The sequence below is a fragment of the Pseudonocardia autotrophica genome, assembly GCF_003945385.1.
GTDB classification, from domain to species: domain Bacteria; phylum Actinomycetota; class Actinomycetes; order Mycobacteriales; family Pseudonocardiaceae; genus Pseudonocardia; species Pseudonocardia autotrophica.
Genome location: NZ_AP018920.1, coordinates 4,328,719 through 4,343,087, shown reverse-complemented (window position 1 = coordinate 4,343,087; position 14,369 = coordinate 4,328,719). Strand labels below are relative to the sequence as shown.

13 protein-coding genes are annotated in these 14,369 nt (G+C 74.2%); 7 read left to right on the top strand and 6 right to left on the bottom strand.

Going from position 1 to position 14,369, the window contains the following annotated elements:
- Window positions 1-15: 15 nt before the first annotated feature.
- From secD to Pdca_RS20280, 3 genes are all read right to left on the bottom strand, one after another.
- Entirely contained in the window at window positions 16-2,319 is a 2,304-nt protein-coding gene (gene secD, locus Pdca_RS20290) for a protein translocase subunit SecD (RefSeq protein ID WP_232021077.1), read from the bottom strand.
- Between the two features lie 146 nt (window positions 2,320-2,465).
- A complete protein-coding gene (locus tag Pdca_RS20285; protein WP_085916150.1) occupies window positions 2,466-2,837 on the bottom strand; it encodes a hypothetical protein in 372 nt (123 codons plus the stop codon).
- Between the two features lie 65 nt (window positions 2,838-2,902).
- The gene (locus tag Pdca_RS20280) at window positions 2,903-4,408 is read right to left on the bottom strand and encodes an amidase (RefSeq protein WP_232021075.1); all 1,506 of its coding nucleotides are present in this window, start codon (window positions 4,406-4,408) and stop codon (window positions 2,903-2,905) included.
- 295 nt (window positions 4,409-4,703) lie between these two features.
- Here Pdca_RS20280 and htpG point away from each other — a divergent pair, with 295 nt between their 5' ends.
- Window positions 4,704-6,566, top strand: a complete 1,863-nt coding sequence (htpG, locus tag Pdca_RS20275; RefSeq protein ID WP_232021703.1) for a molecular chaperone HtpG — start codon at window positions 4,704-4,706, stop codon at window positions 6,564-6,566.
- Window positions 6,567-6,627: 61 nt separating this feature from the next.
- The gene (locus Pdca_RS20270) at window positions 6,628-7,689 is read left to right on the top strand and encodes an ABC transporter substrate-binding protein (RefSeq protein WP_085916148.1); all 1,062 of its coding nucleotides are present in this window, start codon (window positions 6,628-6,630) and stop codon (window positions 7,687-7,689) included.
- Between the two features lie 134 nt (window positions 7,690-7,823).
- On the opposite strand, the gene Pdca_RS20265 is transcribed toward Pdca_RS20270, so the two are convergent.
- Window positions 7,824-8,429: a TetR/AcrR family transcriptional regulator gene (locus tag Pdca_RS20265; RefSeq protein ID WP_232021073.1), complete on the bottom strand. Its 606-nt coding sequence runs from the start codon at window positions 8,427-8,429 to the stop codon at window positions 7,824-7,826.
- Window positions 8,430-8,514: 85 nt separating this feature from the next.
- Here Pdca_RS20265 and Pdca_RS20260 point away from each other — a divergent pair, with 85 nt between their 5' ends.
- The 5 genes from Pdca_RS20260 (at window position 8,515) to Pdca_RS20240 (ending at window position 13,180) form a co-directional block, all read left to right on the top strand.
- Window positions 8,515-9,048 carry a GNAT family N-acetyltransferase gene (locus Pdca_RS20260; RefSeq protein ID WP_085916147.1) on the top strand — a complete coding sequence of 178 codons (534 nt, stop codon included), beginning with the start codon at window positions 8,515-8,517 and terminating at the stop codon, window positions 9,046-9,048.
- A gap of 104 nt (window positions 9,049-9,152) precedes the next feature.
- Window positions 9,153-9,827, top strand: coding sequence for an HAD family hydrolase (locus Pdca_RS20255; protein WP_197719782.1), 675 nt, complete (start codon window positions 9,153-9,155; stop codon window positions 9,825-9,827).
- An 82-nt stretch (window positions 9,828-9,909) separates the two neighbouring features.
- Window positions 9,910-11,256, top strand: a complete 1,347-nt coding sequence (locus Pdca_RS20250; RefSeq protein WP_197719781.1) for an MFS transporter — start codon at window positions 9,910-9,912, stop codon at window positions 11,254-11,256.
- A gap of 156 nt (window positions 11,257-11,412) precedes the next feature.
- Entirely contained in the window at window positions 11,413-12,309 is an 897-nt protein-coding gene (locus tag Pdca_RS20245) for a pseudouridine-5'-phosphate glycosidase (RefSeq protein WP_085916164.1), read from the top strand.
- Window positions 12,278-13,180: a PfkB family carbohydrate kinase gene (locus Pdca_RS20240; RefSeq protein ID WP_232021071.1), complete on the top strand. Its 903-nt coding sequence runs from the start codon at window positions 12,278-12,280 to the stop codon at window positions 13,178-13,180. The genes Pdca_RS20245 and Pdca_RS20240 overlap by 32 nt, the downstream gene beginning before the upstream one ends.
- Before the next feature lie 4 nt (window positions 13,181-13,184).
- On the opposite strand, the gene Pdca_RS20235 is transcribed toward Pdca_RS20240, so the two are convergent.
- Together Pdca_RS20235 and Pdca_RS20230 are read right to left on the bottom strand one after the other, a co-directional pair.
- Window positions 13,185-13,727, bottom strand: a complete 543-nt coding sequence (locus Pdca_RS20235; protein WP_085916146.1) for an NAD(P)H-dependent oxidoreductase — start codon at window positions 13,725-13,727, stop codon at window positions 13,185-13,187.
- On the bottom strand, window positions 13,724-14,245 hold the full coding sequence (locus tag Pdca_RS20230) for a flavin reductase family protein (protein WP_085916145.1): 522 nt from the start codon (window positions 14,243-14,245) through the stop codon (window positions 13,724-13,726). Before Pdca_RS20230 ends, Pdca_RS20235 begins: the two co-directional genes overlap by 4 nt.
- Window positions 14,246-14,369 lie beyond the last annotated feature (124 nt).

Genomic DNA, 14,369 nt, shown 5'->3' with positions numbered 1-14,369 from the left:
GGGCCCCGCACGACCTCACACGACGGCGCCGTCGGAGTTGCGGTTGCGGGCCCGGTCGGCCCGCGAGGGGTTCCGCCGCCCGGCCTTGCCGACCGGCTGCTTCGACTTCCCGACCCGCGGCGGCATCCCGCCGTAGCGGCGCTGCAGCAGGATCGAGACCGGACCGGCGATCACGATCGTCGAGATCGTGCCGACCACGATGCCGACGATCAGTGCCAGCGCGAAGTCGGCGAGTGTCGCGCCGCCGAGCGCCAGTAGCATCACCAGGATCGTCAGCGTGGAGATGCCGGTGTTGACCGTCCGGGGCAGCGTCGAGAGCACCGCGGACCCGACGACCCGGTGGAAGGGTTCCTTCGCGCGCTGGGCCCAGTGCTCGCGCACCCGGTCGAACACCACCACCGTGTCGTTCACCGAGTACCCGATGACGGTGAGGAGCGCGGCCAGGAAGACGCCGTCGGCCGTCCGGCCGGTCCAGGCGAAGACACCGACGACGACCATCACGTTGGTGAACAGCGCGGCGACCGCGCCGGCGCCCAGCGTCCACCGGAACCGGTAGGCCAGGTAGAGGAACTGCGCGGCGAGCGCGACGCCGAGCGCGATGATGCCGCCGCGGGCCAGCTCGGCACCGAGGCTCGGGCCGATCATCTCGTCGCGCAGCACCTCGGCGCCGCCGCCGGCGCCGCCGACGGCCTCGCGCAGTGCGGCCACACCGGCGTCGTCCAGCTCACCGGCCCGCAGCCCGATCGCGCCGTCGCCGGTCGCGGTGACCGACAGGTTCGGGAACCCGGCCGCGGTGACGGCGTCCCGGGCCTGCTCGACGGTGATGTCGTTGGTCGTCGTGAACTCGACCAGCCGGCCGCCGGTGAACTCGACGCCGAGCTCGAGACCGCGCACGAACAGCCCACTGACGGCCACCACGAGCACGACACCGGCGACGGCGAGGAGCTTGCCCGGGTTGCGCAGGAAGCCGGGATCGCGGGCCTCCAGCTTCCGGCGGATCGGGCCGATGGCCGCGATACCGGTGATCTTCGGCCGGCGTCGTACGGCGGGGATCTTCAGCACGGCCAGGGTCAGCAGCCGGGACAGCACCAGCGCCGAGAACAGCGACACCACGACACCGATGACCAGCGTGACACCGAAGCCGCGGACCGGCCCGGAGGCCAGGCCGAACAGCAGCACCGCCGCCAGCAGCGAGGTGACTGCGACGTCACCGACCGCGGACAGCGAGTTCTTGTAGCCGTTCTCCGAGGCCCGTTCCAGGCGTGGTTTGAGCGAGTACTCCTCGCGTGATCGTTCGGCGATCAGCACGTTGGCGTCCACCGCCATACCGACGGCGAGCACGAACGCGGCCAGGCCGGGCAGGGTCAGGGTCGCACCGAGCCCGGTCTGCACCGCGTAGGCGGTGATCGCGTACCCGCCGAGCGCGACGACGGCGACCAGCCCGACCAGGCGGTACACGACGATCAGGAAGGCACCGGCGAGCGCCGAACCGATGATCGCGGCCAGCGCGCTGGCCTCGATGGCGTCCGCACCGAGCGTCGGGCCGACGGTCCGCTGCTCGATGATCTCGACCGGGACCGGCAGCGCGCCGCCCTCGATCAGCACCGCCAGCTCGGAGGCCTGGTCGGGGGAGAAGTTGCCGCTGATCTGGGTCTGACCGCCGACCATGCCGATGTTGCACTGGATCGTCTCGTGCACCTGCGGCGAGGAGATCACCTGGTCGTCGAGCACGATCGCGACCCGGCGCTGCGGGTCGCCGGGCGGGTTGCAGGCCGCCTGCCCGGTGAGCGCCTGCCACCGGGCGGGGCCCTCACCCTCGAACCGGACGTCGACGACGTGCCCGACACCCTGCGGGTTCGGTGCCGACATCGCCGAGCCGATCAGGTCACCGGCGAGCGCCGGCGGGCCGAGCTGCAGCGGCTGCCCGTCCTCGTCGGCGTTGGCCTGCTCCTCGCCGGGCACGCCGATCCCGAGCACCGGGTGCATCGTCAGCTGGGCGGTCCGGCCGAGGGTCTCGGCGGCCTCGGCCGGGTCGGTGAGGCCGGGAAGTTCGACGATGATCCGGTTCTCGCCGGAGCGGGCCAGCGTCGGCTCGGCGACACCGAGGCCGTCGATCCGGCCGCGCAGCACCTCGAGCACCCGGTCGGTGGCCTCGCCGTCGGCCCGCACCTCCTCGGTGTCGCGGGTCTCCAGCACGATCTGGGTGCCGCCGCGCAGGTCCAGGCCGAGGGTGGGGGCCGTGGTGAGCGCGATGACGGAGGACAGGACGAGTACGGCGAGCGCGATCAGCGAGCGCCAGAGCACGGGTCGTTGCTGCACGAGGTTCCTCGGGGGAGCGTCCGGTGTGGACGGGGGAGGGGCGGCGGGTCGGGGGTACGCGTCGCGCCGGGCCCGGTCGGGCCCACCCGGAACCGGTCCGGGCACGGGTGGTGCCGGCCGGACGGGGCCGGGGCGGCGGCCGCGGATCAGGCCGCGGGCGGCCCGCGCGGATCGGCCGGCGTCCGATGTCCGGGTTCCGGCCCGCCGGTGGGGTCGCGGTCGGTGTCCGGGGTGTCCCCGCCGACCTCCGGCAGCGCGAGGACCAGCGCGTCGAGCGCCGGGCCGGGGTGCCCGTGTGCGGTGGCGTCGTCCGGCGCCGAGCCGGGGCCGCCGGGTGCAGCCCGTCCCGGCAGTGCCGACTGGGGTGCCGACGCGCTCGGTGCGAACTCGCTGTGCAGCGTCGTCGGCACCGGCGGGGTGTCGGCGACCGCGGGGCCCGCCACCGGAGCGAGGACCGCGAACAGCGACAGCAGCAGCACGGCGACGATGCGTCGCGCGGGTGTGCGGGTCGGGCTCACGAGCGGTCCGTCCGGTTCGGGTGGGATACGGCGGTTCCGTCCCGACGGTACCGGCGACCGGCGGGTCAGCCGTCGGCGGGCAGCACCGCCGGTGGCAGCGGTGGCAGGATGCGTTCCGGCAGGGCGTCCTGCACGGCCGCCGCGAGCGCGAGCAGGTCGCCGTCCGCCCAGCGCGGTCCGATCAGCGACACCCCCAGCGGGAGCGTCCCGCCGTCGCCGTCGGGGGCACCCCCGGCCGGGACGGTGATGTGCGGGTGACCGGCCACCGCCGCGGTGGCCGAGCTGCTCAGCACGAAGTCGTCGCCCGCGCCCAGCTCGACCCGCCAGGCCGGGCTGTTCGTCGGTGCGATCACGGCGTCCAGACGGTGCCCGGTGAGGGCGGCGTCGAGGTCACGGCGGCTCAGCGTGATCGCGGTCTCCCGCGCCGCCAGGTACTCCTCGTCATCGGTGTCGCCCCGGGTCGCCAGTGCCGCCTCGAACAGCTCCTGACCCCAGTGCGGCATCTCCACCTCGGCGTGCCGCCGGTTGTAGTCGACCAGCTCGGCCAGCGATCCCGGGCCGGTCACGCCGGGCGAGCGCAGGTAGGAGTCGATGTCCCGGGCGAACTCGGTGACCAGCGCGGTCAGCTCCGCCCCCGCGGCCTGCGCGGTGCCGGGCAGCTCGACCGGGTCCACCAGCACGGCCCCGTGGCCCCGCAGCACCTCCAACGTCGCGGCGAAGGCGGCATCGGTCTCCGGGCTCGCGCCCTCGGCGACCCGGAACACACCGAGTCGCACACCGGCGAGCCCCCGGTCAGCCGGCCGGACCGGCACCGGATGCGCGGCGGACTCCGCGGTCACCGGATCGGCCGGGTCGTGCCCGGCGATCGCGGCGAGCACCCGGGCCGCGTCGGCGACCGAACGCGTCATCGGACCGGCGGTGTCCTGCTCCGCAGAGATCGGCACGATGCCGGTCCGCGACACGGTGCCCAGCGTCGGCTTCATCCCGACGATCCCGTTCATCGCGGCGGGGCAGACGATCGAGCCGTCGGTCTCGGTCCCGATCGCCACCGGGGTGAGCGCCGCGGCCACCGCGACCGCCGAACCGGCACTCGATCCGCAGGCGGTCCGCTCCGGCGAGTGCGGGTTGCGGGTCAGCCCGCCGACCGCGCTCCAGCCGCTGCTCGACCGCACGGACCGGAAGTTCGACCACTCCGAGAGGTTGGTCTTCCCGAGGAGCACCGCGCCGGCCTCGCGCAGCCGGGTGGCTATCGTGGCCTCCGGGGGCCGCGACCGGGCGAGCGCGGTGGATCCGGCCGTGGTCGGCAGCTGCGGCCCGGTCGACATGTTGTCCTTCACCAGTACCGGGATGCCCTCGAGCAGGCGTGGCGGTTCCCCGGCGGCCCGCCTGCGGTCGCTCGCGGCCGCCTGTTCCGCCGCCGTCGGGTCGACGGCGACGACCGCGCCGAGCTGCGGATCCAGGGTGGCGATCCGATCGGTGTAGAAGGCCGTCAGCCGGGCGGAGGTCAGCCGGCCGGACGCCATCGCGGACTCGAGCCCGGCCAGATCCGTCCGATGCAGATCCAGGTCCACGATTCCTCCCCTCACCGCCGTCCCGCCTGCGCAGCCGGCGATCACCCCGGGTGCTGGAATCGCACTACTGTTGTCAGGCGCACGGGTGTCCTTCGGCCCTCCGGATACCGGCGCGACGATCATGGCCGGGGCACCGGGCCGGGACAAGGCGGACGGGAAGTCGACCACCCCGCGGGCGTTCGGCAGAATCGACCCGCCCGCACCGGGGCACACGCCAGCACCAGGGAAGCGAGGACCGGACGTGAGCACGGAGACGATCGAGTTCCAGGCCGAGGCGCGGCAGCTGCTGCGCCTGATGATCCACTCGATCTACTCGAACAAGGACGTGTTCCTGCGCGAGCTGATCTCGAACTCCTCGGACGCGCTGGACAAGCTCCGGCTCGCCGCGTACCAGGACAAGGATCTCGGCGCCGACACGTCCGACCTGCACATCGAGCTGCACCCCGATTCGGAGGCGCGCACGCTGACGATCCGGGACAACGGCATCGGGATGACCCGCGACGAGGTCGTCGAGCTGATCGGCACGATCGCGAAGTCCGGTACCGCCGAGCTGCTCGCCCGGCTCAAGGAGGCCGACGGCGACTCGAGCTCCGAACGGAACCTGATCGGCCAGTTCGGGGTCGGCTTCTACTCCGCCTTCATGGTGGCCGACCGGGTGGAGCTGACCACCCGCAAGGCGGGCTCCGACGAGGGCGTCCGCTGGGAGTCCGACGGCGAGGGCTCCTACACGATCGAACCGGCCGCCGGCCTGCCGCAGGGCACCGCCGTCACGCTGCACCTCAAGGCGTCCGACGCCGAGGACCAGCTGCACGACTACGCCGACCGGAACGTGCTGCGCCGCACCGTGAAGACCTACTCGGACTTCATCACCTGGCCGGTCCGGATGGTCCCGGAGCCGGCCCCGGCGACCGACGAGGGGACGGACGAGGAGCCGGAGACCACCCCGGCCGCCCCGGAGCCCGAGACGCTCAACTCGATGAAGGCGCTCTGGGCCCGCGCCCAGAAGGACGTCTCCGAGGAGGAGTACGCCGAGTTCTACCGGCACATCAGCCACGACTGGCAGGAGCCGCTGGAGACGGTCCGGCTCGCCGCCGAGGGCACCTTCGAGTACCAGGCGCTGCTGTTCCTGCCGCAGGTCGCGCCGATGGACCTGCACATGCGCGACGCCCGCCGCGGCGTCCAGCTCTACGTCCGCCGGGTGTTCATCATGGACGACTGCGAGGCACTCGTCCCCGAGTACCTCCGGTTCGTCAAGGGGGTCGTCGACGCCGCCGACCTGTCGCTGAACGTCTCCCGGGAGATCCTCCAGCAGGACCGGCAGATCTCGGCGATCCGGCGTCGTCTGGTGCGCAAGGTGCTGTCCACCATCGGCACGCTGCGCGACGAGCAGCCGGAGAAGTACGCGACGTTCTGGGCGCAGTTCGGCCGCGCGCTCAAGGAGGGCCTGCTCTCCGACGCCGACAACCGCGAGACGATCCTCGGGGTCTCGTCGTTCCTCAGCACGCACGGCGAGGAGCCCACCGGCCTGGCCGCCTACAAGGAGCGGATGCGCGAGGGCCAGGACGCGATCTACTACATGACCGGTGACTCGCGCACGGCCATCGAGTCCTCGCCGCACATCGAGGCGTTCCGCGAGAAGGGCTTCGAGGTCCTGCTGCTCACCGACCCGGTCGACGAGGTCTGGGTGGACACCGTCGAGGGCTTCGACGGGACCCCGCTGCGCTCCATCGCCAAGGGCCAGGTCGATCTGCAGACCGACGAGGAGAAGGAGCAGGCGGAGCAGCAGCGGACCGAGTTCGGCGGGTTCTGCGAGTGGATGGCGGGGGTGCTCGCCGACGACGTCAAGGAGGTCCGGCTGTCGTCGCGGCTCACCACGTCCCCGGCGGTCCTGGTCGGCGACGAGTTCGACATGACCCCGACCCTGGAGAAGATGTACCGGGCGATGGGTCAGGAGCCGCCGAAGGTGAAGCGGATCCTGGAGCTGAACCCCTCGCATCCGCTGGTCACCGGGCTGCGTGACGCGCAGGCCGCCGGCCGGGACGAGGGCGGGACCGCCGAGCTGGTGTACGGCATGGCGCTGCTCGCCGAGGGCGGCGACCTGCCCGATCCGTCGCGGTTCGTCGGGCTGCTCGCGGAGCGGTTGCAGCAGAACCTGTGACCAACAGCTGAACAGCTGCACAGATGTCGACCCCGGCGGGAGTGCGGGCTAGCGTGTTCCGGTGCCCCGCTCCCGCCGGATTCCGGCCAGGTCGCTGATCGCGGCGCTGGCGCTCGTGCCCGCCCTGCTCGCCGGCTGCGGTGCCGGACCGCCCACCCCGGAGACGCCGGCCGAGCCGTCCGCGGCGGACACGATCCGCAACTGCGACGTCGACGTCCCGGTCGAGCGCCCGGAGCGGATCGTCGCGATGTTCCACAACGGGGTGGAGGCGGTGCTCGCGCTGGGCGCCGGTGACCGGCTGGTCGGCGCGGCCTACCTCGACAACCCACTGCTCCCCGAGCTCGCGGGTGACTTCCACCCGGACACCGACCAGCCCATCTACTGGCCGGAGGAGTACCCGTCCCGCGAGGAGGTGCTCCGGATCGCACCCGACCTGGTGGTCTCGGGCTTCACCGGTGCCTTCACCCGGGAGGGCCTGGGCACCCGCGCCGAGCTGGCCGATGCCGGGATGAACACGTTCCTGTTCAGCTCGTTCTGCCCGACCGCCGACGGCGGCACCCAGGAGGCGCTCGCGGCGAACGACGCCTCGCTGGACGCCGTGCAGCGCGATCTCACCGAACTGGGACGGCTGCTCGGCGCCGAGGACCGCGCCGCCGAGCTGGTCGGTGAGATGCGCTCGACCCTCGACGACGTCGCGGGACGGCTCGACGGAGTCACCGAGCGACCCCGGATCGCGATGCTGAACGCCCCGGCGTCCCGCACGGAGCTACGGGTGTTCGGCACCGGTGACGTCGCGACCACGATCATCGAGGCGGCCGGCGGGACCCAGGCGTTCCCGGAGATCGCGGGCCGCCAGCGGACGGTGAGCTCCGAGGGCATCATCGCGGCCGCGCCGGACGTCATCGTCATCCCGGCCTGCTGCGGGATCGACGCCGGACCGGAGTCCGCGGAGCCACTCGCCGAGAAGCTGCGGAACGACCCGGCGCTCGCCACGGTGCCCGCGATCCGCGAGGGCAAGGTCTTCACGACGACATTCGCCGAGGTCAGCCCCGGTATCCGGAACGCCGACGCGGTGCGGGCGCTGGCCGGTCGGCTGCATCCGGACCGGTTCACGGACGGCTGACACGGGGCGGCGCCGGGGGAGAAGGTGCATCCGCCCGGCGCCGTTGCCGAGCGGACGCGGTGACCGTAACCCGACACCGCGGCCGAGTACAGCGAGCGAGATTCGATCGTTGCCGTTGTGTGAACCGGCGCCGGTCATCCGGACGCGGGCAGCGGGGGGTGCCCGGGCCGCAGCCCGTCGAGCAGCAGGGCCAGGTAGCGTCGCCGGTCCTCGCCGGTCGTGTCGTCGGCGCCCTCGCCCCCCTCGGCGACGGCGAGCGCCATGACCAGCAGCGCCGACAGGTCACGGGCGGTCAGCTCGGGCCGTACGGCGCCGGCGTCACGGGCCCGGTCGAGCAGCCGGACCAACGTCCGGCCGTAGCGCTGCACCGACTCCACGTCGAAGGCGCCCGCCTCGCGGGCCAGCCGCAGGACCGTTCGCCGGCCGGCGATCGCCTCCACCGCGCGGGACAGCGATCCGGTCAGGTCGGCCCACGGATCGTCGGTCCCGGGCGCAGCGGTCGGCTCGATCTCGTCGGCGAAGACCTCTTCCAGCACCGCCCGGATCAGCAGGTCACGGGTGCGGAAGCGGCGGTAGAGGGTCGCGACCCCGACGCCGGCGCGCCGCGCGATCTCCTCGAGTGCCACGTCCGGGCCCTCGGACTCGAACGCGGCCGCGGCGGCCTCGACGATCCGCCGATGGTTGCGCGCGGCGTCCGCCCGCAACGGCCGGGCCGGGCCGGTCCCGGTCATGGTGGTCATCGCAGCACGGTAACCGGTGGTGGCGGCCGGTCTCGCGAGACGGTGAGAGGCGGCGGGACGGACCGGTCTGCGGAAGGATCGCGGCGTGCGTGCCGAACTTCGCGTCCTGTCCACCGCCGACCTCGGGAAGGACGGGTTGCGCGGACTGCGCGGGTTGCTGGACGCCGCGTTCGACGACTTCGACGACTCCTCCTGGGATCACGCACTCGGTGGCCTGCACGTCGTGGCGGGCCCGCCGGACGCGCCGTTCGGGCACGCCGCCGTCGTCCTGCGGCGGGTGCTGCACGGCGGTGTCGCACTGCGCACCGGCTATGTCGAGGCGGTGGCCGTGCACCCGTCCCGGCAGGGGGGCGGGCTGGGCGGCGAGCTGATGGACGTCGTCGAGGGCCTGGTCCGGGGCGGCTACCGGCTGGGTGCGCTCGGCGCGGCCGAACGTGCCGCTCCGCTGTACCGCAGGCGCGGCTGGCATGTGTGGCACGGGCCGCTCGCCGCGATCACGCCGGACGGCGTCGTCGGCACCCCGGACGAGGCCGGCAGCGTGCACGTGCTGCCGGTGGACGCGCCGCTCGACCCGGCGGCACCGCTGGTCTGCGACTGGCGTGACGGCGAGCTCTGGTGAGCACCCGCGGATCCGGTGCCGCGTCGCCGGAGTGACCGGTCCGGTTCACCCCGAAGTCGGACGGACGTCGGGTACCGGACATCCGGGGGCGTTGGAGTTCCCTCGTGCAACTGGCGGTGCTCGATCTCGCAGGCACGACGATGGCCGACGACGGGTTGGTACTCGCCGCGCTGCGGGCCGGGCTGCGCGCGGTCCGGGTCCGGGTGGACGGGCCGGGCTACCCGGCGCTCGACCGGCAGGCCCGCTCCACGATGGACCGGTCCACGATCACGGTCCTGGGCGAGCTGCTCGACGGCGACATGTACCGCGCCCGGCGCGCGCACTCCGCCTTCGCCGAGTACCTGACCGCGGCCGCGGACGACGGCCGGGTACGACCGGTGCCCGGCGTGCCCGAGGCGCTCGAGGCGTTGCGCTCCGCGGGTCTGAAGATCGCCCTGACGTGTGGGTTCGATCCGGAGCTGCGGGACCGGCTGGTCGTCGCACTCGGGTTCGGGGCGCGCGCCGATCTGCTGCTGTCCCCGGCCGACGTCGACGGCCGGGGCCTCCCGGAGCCCGACCTGCTGCACGCCGCGGTGCGCCGCACCCGTTCGGAGGCCTCACAGCTCGCGGTGGCCGGGGACGCCACCGCCGACATCGACGCCGCGGTCCGGGCCGGCGCCGGACTGGTGATCGGCGTCCGCGGGGGTGCGCACGGCGAACCCCGGCTGCGGGCCGCGGGCGCGGACACCGTCATCGACTCGGTGGCCGATCTCCCGGCGCTGCTGGGCCTGCCCAGCTGAGCCCGGCCACCCGGCCAGGTCCCGCCGGGCTCGGCCGGGCGTACGGTCGGCGAGGCTCATCGATCGGCGGAGAGGCGAACGCGTGGCGCGACGCACGGTGGCGGTGGCGGCCCTCGGGACGACGCTGGCACTGATCTCCTACACCGCCCCGCTCGCGACCCTGGAACCGATCTCGGCCGATCTCGGTACCGGCCCGTCCGGGCGATCCTGGATCCTCAGCTCGATGAGCCTCGGGCTCACCGCGGTGCTGCTGACCGCGGGGACCCTCGCGGACCGGCTCGGCCGGCGGGTGACCTTCGTGACCGGCGCCGCCGTTCTCGCACTGGCCTCGGCGGGCGGTGCACTCGCCACCGGCACGGCCGGGTTCGTCGCGGGCCGGATCGGGCAGGGCGTCGGCGCGGCCGCGATGATCGCGTGCAGCCTGGCGCTGATCGGGCACGCGCTGCCACCCGGCCCGGCCCGCGCCCGGGCGACCGGTGTGTGGGGTGCCGCGCTGGCTGCCGGGATCGCCGCGGGCCCGTTGCTGGCCGGTGTCACGCCGTGGCGGTCGCTCTACCTGCTGATCGCGGCCGCGTCGGTGGTGCTCGCGGTCGCGGGCCGGCTCCTGCTCGTCGAGTCGTCGGCCGCCCGTCCGCGCCCGGTGGACCTGCCCGGCATGGTGCTGCTGGCCGGTGGGCTCGCCGTGCTGCTGGCCGGGCTGACCGAGGCGCGACGACTGCCGATCGGCACCGGGACGGTGTTCCTGCTGGTCGCCGGGGTGCTGCTGCTGGCAGGCTTCGTCGTGGTGCAGTTCCGGTCGCGGCACCCGATGGCCGGCCCGGAGCTGTTCGCGAACCCGGGACTGATCGCGGCGACCGTCGCGAGCCTCGTCACCGGGCTCGGCATCATCTCGCTCAGCTCGTACCTGCCCGCCCTGCGCAGCGGCGTGCACGGCGACCCACCGGCGGTCGCCGCCCTGCTGCTGCTCGGCTGGTCGGGCACCGGGATCGTCACCGCACTGCTCGCCCGGCGGATCAGCGAACGGATCACCGGCAGCGTCCGGCTCGGCGCCGGGCTGCTGGTGATGGCGGTCGGGCAGCTGGGCCTGCTGGCCGCCGGCGGCGGATCCGGGGTGGTCCTGGCGTCGCTGATCGTCACCGGCGCGGCGACCGGCGTGGTGAACGCGAGCCTCGGCCGGGAGGCCGTCGCATCGGTCCCGGCCGACCGGGCCGGGACGGGCAGCGGGATCAACAACACCAGCCGCTATCTCGGCGCCGCGATCGGGGTGACGGTCACCTCCGTGCTCACCGCCCCGACCGGCGACGAGACCGTCGCCGAGCTCCTGGCCGGCTGGCAGGTCGCGGTGCTGGTGGCATCCGGTGCGACGGCCGCCGGTGCGGTCGTCGCGCTGGTCTGCGCGCGGTCGGCCGCGCGCACACCGGTGCGCTGACCGCAGCGTCCGACACCGCAGCGTCCGACACCGCAGCGTCCGACACCGCAGCGCCCGACACCGCAGCGCCCGACCGACACCGGGCATCAGCACGGAGTGCGCCCATGCGTGCGGGGGAGCGACCGGCCCCGGTCGCGGTCGCTACTGTCGATCGCGATGAGAATCGCCGACGAGGTGTCCCGGGCACTCGCCGCGGGCCGGCCGGTGCTGGCCTGCGAGTCCACGATCGTCACGCACGGCCTGCCCCGGCCGCGGAACCTGCAGGTCGCCCGGGAGGCCGAGGCGCTGGTCCGGTCCCTCGGAGCCGTCCCGGCGACGATCGGTGTGCTGGACGGTGAGGCCGTCGTCGGGCTGTCCGGCGCCGAGCTCGAACGGCTCGCGTCCGCCACCGGTGCCGCGAAGCTCAGCGCACGCGATCTCCCGGTGGCCGCGGCGACCGGGCTCTGCGGCGGCACGACGGTCGCGGCGACCGCGCACCTCGCCCACCGGGCCGGGATCCGGGTGTTCGCCACCGGCGGCCTCGGCGGGGTACACCGCGGGGCCTCGGCGACCTTCGACGAGTCCGCCGACCTGCCGGCGCTGGCCCGGCTGCCGATCGTGGTGGTCAGCGCCGGGGTGAAATCGGTGCTCGACATCCCGGCCACCCTGGAACGGCTGGAGACCCTCGGTATCCCGGTCGCCGGATACCGGACGGATGCGTTCCCCGGCTTCTACGTCGCCGACTCCGGGCATCCGGTCACCCAGCGCGTCGAGTCCCCGGAGCAGGTGGCGACCGCCTGGCGGGCGGCCCGCGAGCTCGGGCTGGACGCCGCGTTGCTGGTCGCGAACCCGGTCCCGGTCGAGCACCAGCTGCCCCCCGCCGAGCACGACGCCGCGCTGGCCGACGCACTCGCGGCCCTGGACGCGACCGGGATCACCGGCCAGGATGCGACCCCGTTCCTGCTGCAGCGGGTCCGGGACGCCACCGGTGACCGCAGCCTCGAGGTGAACGTCGCGGTCTACCGCAACAACATGACGCTCGGTGCCCGGATCGCCGCCGCGCTGGCCGGCTGATCCGGTGCCGGGCACCGCCGGGTTGCTGGCCGTGCTGGGTGATCTCGTCGAGGACGTCGTCGTCTGGCCGTCCGGTCCGCTCGATCCGGGCACCGACACCCCGGCCCGGATCTTCCGCCGCCGCGGCGGCAGCGCCGCGAACGTCGCAGCGGGCGCGGCGCTGCTCGGCGCCCCGGTCCGCTTCCTGGGCCGGGTCGGTGCGGACCGGACGGGGGAGGCGCTGGTCGCGGGCCTGGCCGAGCTCGGGGTGGACGTCCGGGTGCAACGGCACGGGACGACGGGCTGTGTCGTCGTGCTGGTCGAGGCAGGCGGCGAGCGCACGATGCTGCCCGACCGGGGCGCCGCGGCCGGGTACGCGACCCCGGATCCGTCGGTCGTCGACGGCGTGACGCTGCTGCACCTGCCCGCCTACGGGCTGCTGGCCGATCCGTGCGCCGCGGCGGCCCGTGCGCTGGCCGCCCGGGTGCGCGACGCCGGGGGAGCGATCTCGGTGGACGCGTCGTCGACCGGTGTCCTGCGGGCCTACGGTCCCCGGCGATTCCTCGACGACCTGGCAGCGCTCCGGCCCGCGCAACTGTTCGCCAACCGGGACGAGGCGGATCTGCTCGGGCTGCCGGGCACGGCACCGTCCGGGGCGGTCGTCGTGGTCAAGGACGGCGGCGCACCCGCTCAGGTGTGGCGAGCGGGGTCCGTCGTGCACGTCCCGGCCGAGCCGGTCGACGCCGTGCGGGACACGACGGGCGCCGGTGACGCCTTCGCCGCGGGGTATCTGACCGCCGTCCTCGGCGGGGCGGATCCGGTGCCGGCGACCGCCGCCGGGCACCGCAGCGCGGCCCGGGTGCTGGCCGGGCCGGGCGCCGGCGGCGGGTGAACCCTCAGACCACCGGGGTGATCGAACGCAGGGCCTCCGAGGAGCGCACCGCGGTGGTCAGGTCGGACAGCGCCCGTCCGTGCGCCGCGGCCAGCTCGGCCGAGTCGTCGGTGAGGGTGTTGCGGTCGACGTAGCCGGAGTGGTCCAGGTACAGGCCGGGGGAGAGCACCTGCACCGCGAAGAACCCGGCCAGCACGGACCGGAGCCCGTCGACGGCGAGGAAGTGGTGCCCGGTCGCGCCGGTCAGCACGACGGCGGCGGCCTTGCCCTGCAGCGGGGCGGTCTTCTCGCCCCACTTCCCGCGCTCGGTCGCCTCCAGCAGCGCCTTCAACGACGCCGTGTGCCCGGCCCGGTACACCGGGCTGCCGAACACCACCGCGTCGGCCTCGGCGAACGCGGCGGTGACCTCGTCGAACGGGGTCTGCGACAGCTCGATCAGCCGGGTGCTGTCACCGGCCTTCTCCGCCCCGGCGAGGATCCCGGCCACCGCGGCGGCGGTGCGCCCACCCGGCTCCGGACCTGCGACGACACCGACGATGCTGCTCACGACGACTCCCGTGGGGTGAGGTGGTAACCGCCGCGGTAGAACAGCAGCGGCAGTCTCTGCGGGTCGGCACCCAGTGCCTCGACCCGGGCGGCGACGATCGTGTGGTCGCCGCCGTCGTACTCGTTCCAGAGGGTGCAGTCGATCCAGGCGCCGACCCCCTCCAGCACCGGCGCACCGGACGGCGCCGGCGTCCACTCGACCCCGGCGAACTTGTCCGTCCCGGAACGGGCGAACCCGGCGCTGTGGCGCTCGTGATCGGCGGCCAGGACGTTCACGCAGAACCGGCGCACCGTCCGGATCCGCGGCCAGGTCGAGGAGCCGCGGGACGGCGAGAAGCTGACCAGCGGCGGGTCCAGCGACAACGAGGAGAACGACTGGCAGGTGAAGCCGATCGGACCGTCCGGGCCCTGCGCCGTGACGACGACGACGCCCGATGCGAAAGCGCCGAGCGCGTCGCGCATCGCCTCGGGGGTGACCGGGCCGGGAACGGGCGACATGTGGGCCGTGGATCCGGACATGCCCCGACCCTAGGCATCCCGCGGGCCGGCAGCCAATGATCTTGGGTCCGGTGTCTCATCCCGTGCGACGGACGGGCCGCCCGGACGGGCCATCCGGGTACGGCACACGGACGACGACGGCCGC

What these genes read in the sequence shown, in the direction of transcription:
- htpG (WP_232021703.1), top strand. Translation starts at nt 4,704, where the DNA reads ATGATCCACTCGATCTACTCGAACAAGGACGTGTTCCTGCGCGAGCTG.
- Pdca_RS20265 (WP_232021073.1), bottom strand. Translation starts at nt 8,429, where the DNA reads ATGACCACCATGACCGGGACCGGCCCGGCCCGGCCGTTGCGGGCGGAC.
- Pdca_RS20245 (WP_085916164.1), top strand. Translation starts at nt 11,413, where the DNA reads ATGAGAATCGCCGACGAGGTGTCCCGGGCACTCGCCGCGGGCCGGCCG.
- Pdca_RS20230 (WP_085916145.1), bottom strand. Translation starts at nt 14,245, where the DNA reads ATGTCCGGATCCACGGCCCACATGTCGCCCGTTCCCGGCCCGGTCACC.